This is a genomic window from Propionivibrio sp. (assembly GCF_017995515.1).
In the GTDB taxonomy this organism is placed as follows: Bacteria; Pseudomonadota; Gammaproteobacteria; order Burkholderiales; family Rhodocyclaceae; genus Propionivibrio.
Genome location: NZ_JAGOIT010000166.1, coordinates 1 through 4,166, shown reverse-complemented (window position 1 = coordinate 4,166; position 4,166 = coordinate 1). Strand labels below are relative to the sequence as shown.

The 4,166-nt window shown below is 58.6% G+C and carries 4 protein-coding genes; 1 reads left to right on the top strand and 3 read right to left on the bottom strand.

Features of this window, described 5'->3' with window-relative positions:
* Positions 1–95: 95 nt before the first annotated feature.
* Positions 96–518 (top strand): hypothetical protein, encoded by a 423-nt coding sequence (locus KBA32_RS16560; protein ID WP_294361342.1) that lies wholly within the window; start codon positions 96–98, stop codon positions 516–518.
* A gap of 501 nt (positions 519–1,019) precedes the next feature.
* Here KBA32_RS16560 and KBA32_RS16555 read toward each other — a convergent pair.
* From KBA32_RS16555 to KBA32_RS16545, 3 genes are all read right to left on the bottom strand, one after another.
* Positions 1,020–1,445 carry a hypothetical protein gene (locus tag KBA32_RS16555; RefSeq protein ID WP_294361341.1) on the bottom strand — a complete coding sequence of 142 codons (426 nt, stop codon included), beginning with the start codon at positions 1,443–1,445 and terminating at the stop codon, positions 1,020–1,022.
* A 120-nt stretch (positions 1,446–1,565) separates the two neighbouring features.
* Positions 1,566–3,563, bottom strand: coding sequence for a methyl-accepting chemotaxis protein (locus KBA32_RS16550; RefSeq protein WP_294361338.1), 1,998 nt, complete (start codon positions 3,561–3,563; stop codon positions 1,566–1,568).
* 129 nt (positions 3,564–3,692) lie between these two features.
* Positions 3,693–3,869, bottom strand: a complete 177-nt coding sequence (locus KBA32_RS16545) for a hypothetical protein (protein WP_294361336.1) — start codon at positions 3,867–3,869, stop codon at positions 3,693–3,695.
* Between the last annotated feature and the right edge of the window lie 297 nt (positions 3,870–4,166).

Genomic DNA, 4,166 nt, shown 5'->3' with positions numbered 1-4,166 from the left:
TCCCCGGTGCGGGCTATCGCCGGGAAGTCGGGCCGTGTCGGTGCGGGAACACCAGCACGACCCTAACCACAACGCAACTGACAAGGAGTTACGAAATGGCTGCAACCAATTCTAACAGCAGTGAAGAGCCGCAGACCTTCAAGCCGTTTTCCTGGCTGAGCGCGGACGCGCAATACCTTCCACTGGCAAGCTTTGCCGCAAGAACCTTCGATATCGCCCAAGGCATCGGCCTGATTATGGAGATGATCGAGGATACCCAACTCTGTGAAGACGAGGAGGGCAGAAGCCCAATGCTCAGCAGAGGGCAATGCGGTGCTCTTCAACGCATGGTCATTGCTACCGCCGACGCCCTCCAATCCGAAGCGCGTCAAGCAATGGACTGGTTCGATGCACACGGGGTTAAGTACTACGCCCCCACGCAGACCCTCAGGCGAAGCCAGAACCAAAGCGAACACGAGAAACCTGAAGCGCCTCAGGCGTCGTCGACCGAGCCCTCGTCGACTGCGGGACCGGTATAGCGGAGAGAAAGCCTCGTTTCCATCGGCAGGATTATGCCAAATAGCGCGCGATTCGACAGACATTTCGCCGAGCAGCCGGACAAGAAGTAGAATTTTCTTCGGCGGTGGTGAGGCGAGTTTGCCATCCTCACGCTTAAAGCGGTTTCAATGTCTGTCCTCGTGGCCGCGCCGCCATCCACTCACCGATCAGGAAGCAGGTTCGAGGGAAACAGCCCACGTCCCCGAAATCTCTGTCGCAATTTTCGCAGAGCCTGCGCCTCGATACGGCGAACCTCGTGAATAGACACGGGCCGGCCTTCAGCGAACGAAAGCCATTCTGCAACCTCCTCAACGCTTGCGCAGACGGATTCAATTACCGGTGGGCGGACTATCATTTTTCCCTTCGTCAGCGCTTACTATCCGGGCTCGCCACACCCGATACGGTGCCGCACACGGCATCCACCGGCCCGGTGGGCTGCACTCGGCCCTGCACAACGTCGGCGCCATACCCCAGCGGCTTGCCTAGGGCACCGCCCCGCATGGCCTGCAGATGGCCTCGGAAAACCAGGCCGGCACGAGGAAGCCCAACAGGAACACGTAGAACAGCCGGCCGGCGCCCTTCTTCACGCCCATGTCCTGCGCCACTTTGGCGAACTCGGTTCCCAGCAGGTTGGCTTGCATGTTGAAGTAGCTTTTGAACTGCGTGAACATCCGCGCGAAGGCGGCCGCCCAAGTGATGTTGTCGACCACGTTCTGGAAAGCGGATTGCAGGAAATAGGCGTGCTTCGCCGTCCATGCCTGGGTTTTCTCGTAGGCGTTGGGGTTGAGCAGCAGGTCGTTGATTTCCGTCCGCATCTGCTGTACCTCGTTGGTCTGCCGGTTCGCCATGAATGTGGAAAGCTCGGCCACTTGCTCGGTCACCTCGGACGGCGCGCGTATCGCCCCCAAGCTCATCATCTTGTCGGGGCGACAACTATTCTGACGCGGGGGGGGGTGAAAGCTAACAGCCGCTGAAAAGCGGCCACATAAGTTATGGCTTACGGGGCTTTTTTGATAAGAAGGCGGGATCTACCTGATCTGAAAGCGGGCGGCGGATTGCCGCAAGGCGTCCGAGAGCATTTGCAACTGATCGGCGGAAGATACGACGTCGCTGATCGCCGCGTGGTTGCGTTCCGACATCTGGGCAATGTTTTCGACACTTCTGGCAATTTCGTTGTTGGCGTGGCTTTGCTCACTCAGCGAAGTGGAGATTCCGTCGATTGCCGCGAGAACCTTGTTGGTGCTGCCATGGATGGTCGCCATGGAATTCCCGGTATGTCCGACAAGCTTCATGCCGTCATTGACCATCACGGTTCCCTGCGTCATGCTGCCTACCGCCTGCACCGTGCCGTTGCGGATGGCCTCGATCATTGTGGCGATATCCTGGGTCGACAGTTTCGTGCGCTCGGCGAGCTTGCGTACTTCATCGGCCACCACGGCAAAGCCCCGCCCTTGCTCCCCTGCGCGCGCCGCTTCGATGGCCGCGTTAAGCGCCAATAGATTGGTCTGGTCGGCAATCTCCTTGATCACATTAACGATATCTGCGATCTGGTGTGACTGCTCGTCCAGCGTTTGCATGAAAACCGATGACTGATTGACATTGTCGACAATCCGATTCATTTCGGCGATGGTTTTCTGGGCGAAGTCTTCTCCTTCCTCGGCCATACGCTTGGATTCAATGGCACTCCTGTTTACGTCGGCCGTGTTGTCCGAGATGTGGCCGATGCTTACCGTCATCTCCTCAACCGTCGCCGCGACGGTGGCCGCCGCATCCGTCTGCTGATTGGTCGCTTCCTGCACTTGGTGTGACGATGCCGACAACTGTTTGGCGGATCCAGCGAGTTGAACCGTGGCGACGATGATTTGCTCGATCATCCCGCGCAGTCCGTCCTGCATCTCTTTCATCGAGGCGAGCAGGCTTGACGTATCGCCGGATGCCAATTGGATCGTCGCCGACAGATCCCCGGCGGCAATCCTGTGCGCCACCTTGGCCGCATATTCGGGCTCTCCGCCCAAAGTCAGCAACAGGTTGCGCACAATGGCAAAGCACGTCCACAAGGCCAGGCAGGTGGCCACCAGCAGCAAACTGACGAAACCCAGGAAGGCATCACGCTCCTGCTTCATGTCGGACTGAAGTTCCTGCTGGATGTCCTTGGTATAGCTTTCCTCGGCGCTGCGTAGCAGATCGATCTTGGCCGTGATCTTGGCAATCCACTCCTCGGGGGAGTAAACCAGTTCGGCATTCGCTCCCTTGTCCTTGATCATCTGCTCGATGGCATCCACTTCCTTGACAATCGGCTCGGTGAGCTTGGCACGCAGCAGTTTGTCCTGATCGGGTGTGGCATACCCGATGGCCAGGCGCAGGTAGGTCGCTTGATCGTTGAGCAGCCCCTGGAAAGTGTCGAACTGGGCAGGGGTCAGCCGTCCGGCGCTGAAGCCACCGATCACCAGGGCGCGCTCCTGGCCGTTGCGTTCCTTCAGGAACAACAGGGCCTGCTTGGAGTTCGACAGGCGTGAAAGCTTCGAGGACGGCATCTGGTTCCCGGTACGCAAGGCGATCTCCAGCAATTGCGAAATCGTCTCACCATAAAAACGGAAAGATTCGTCCGGCTCGAGTGCGAGGCGGGTAATCTGCTCGCGTTTTTTCGTCAGTTCGCCCAGAGGCTCGCTTGCCGCTTCAAGCAGCTTGATGTAGCGCGGCCCGACCGTCGACGGATCGATGCGCCGGATGTTTTCGGTCAGGCGGGCGATCGCGGCATCAGACAACTTGCGCTGCGCCGTCAGCTTGTCGGCGAACTCGCTGCCCTTGCTGCCGAGGAAGCGTGAACTCGCGCCGCGCTCCAGCTGCAGTTCATGCACCGTTTCGCCCAGATCGATGACCAAGCCGACCAGCGCTCCGGCCTGTATGCGAGCCTGATAGTTCGAATACTTCTGCCAAGCACTGCTCGCACCAAGGCCCAGCATGATCGCAAGCGGTACGGCGGCGATCAGTAGCAAGCGACTTTTCAGACTTAGCTTCCCAAGCATAAATGCTCCTGTCGATGTATCGAGACGTAGCGCGCAATGCTATCAGCAATCCATGGCAATCGCTTACACATTCATCATTTAATTGATTTCTTGGTGCGTGACTGAGATCGAGGAGGAAGGCCGGGGAGTTCAGTACGGTAGAGTGATTTTCGGGAAGCGCGGTTGCAGCGCTGGCGGAGGCTGCTCTTGAGAAGCGGTATCGAGGCGGAGCATGGCGAGGGTGATTTTGCGCAGCAGCGAGAGATTGCGCGCGGCGGACGCTTTGCGCACCCGGCAAGCGTCTTCCCGGAAGATCACGTCGGGCACCCGGTGCATCGACTCGACGCCCCTCGCCCGTCCACGCCGTCCTTTGATCCGCGCACCGTCTTGCCGTCGAGCGCAATGATGTCCTTCACGACGCCGACAAGGCCGCCGATCCATTCGCGGAAGCATGATCCTGAAAAACCCGGTTTTTCACCGCAACGGCGCAAAGATCGCAAAGGTTCGCAAAGAAAATCAAAGCGCTACGCGAACAGCAGCTATCTTTCATCTTTACCCGCAGGGTGAATGGTCAAGCACGATCAACCTGTTGTTTCCTTTGCGATCTTTGCGCCGTTGCGGTGA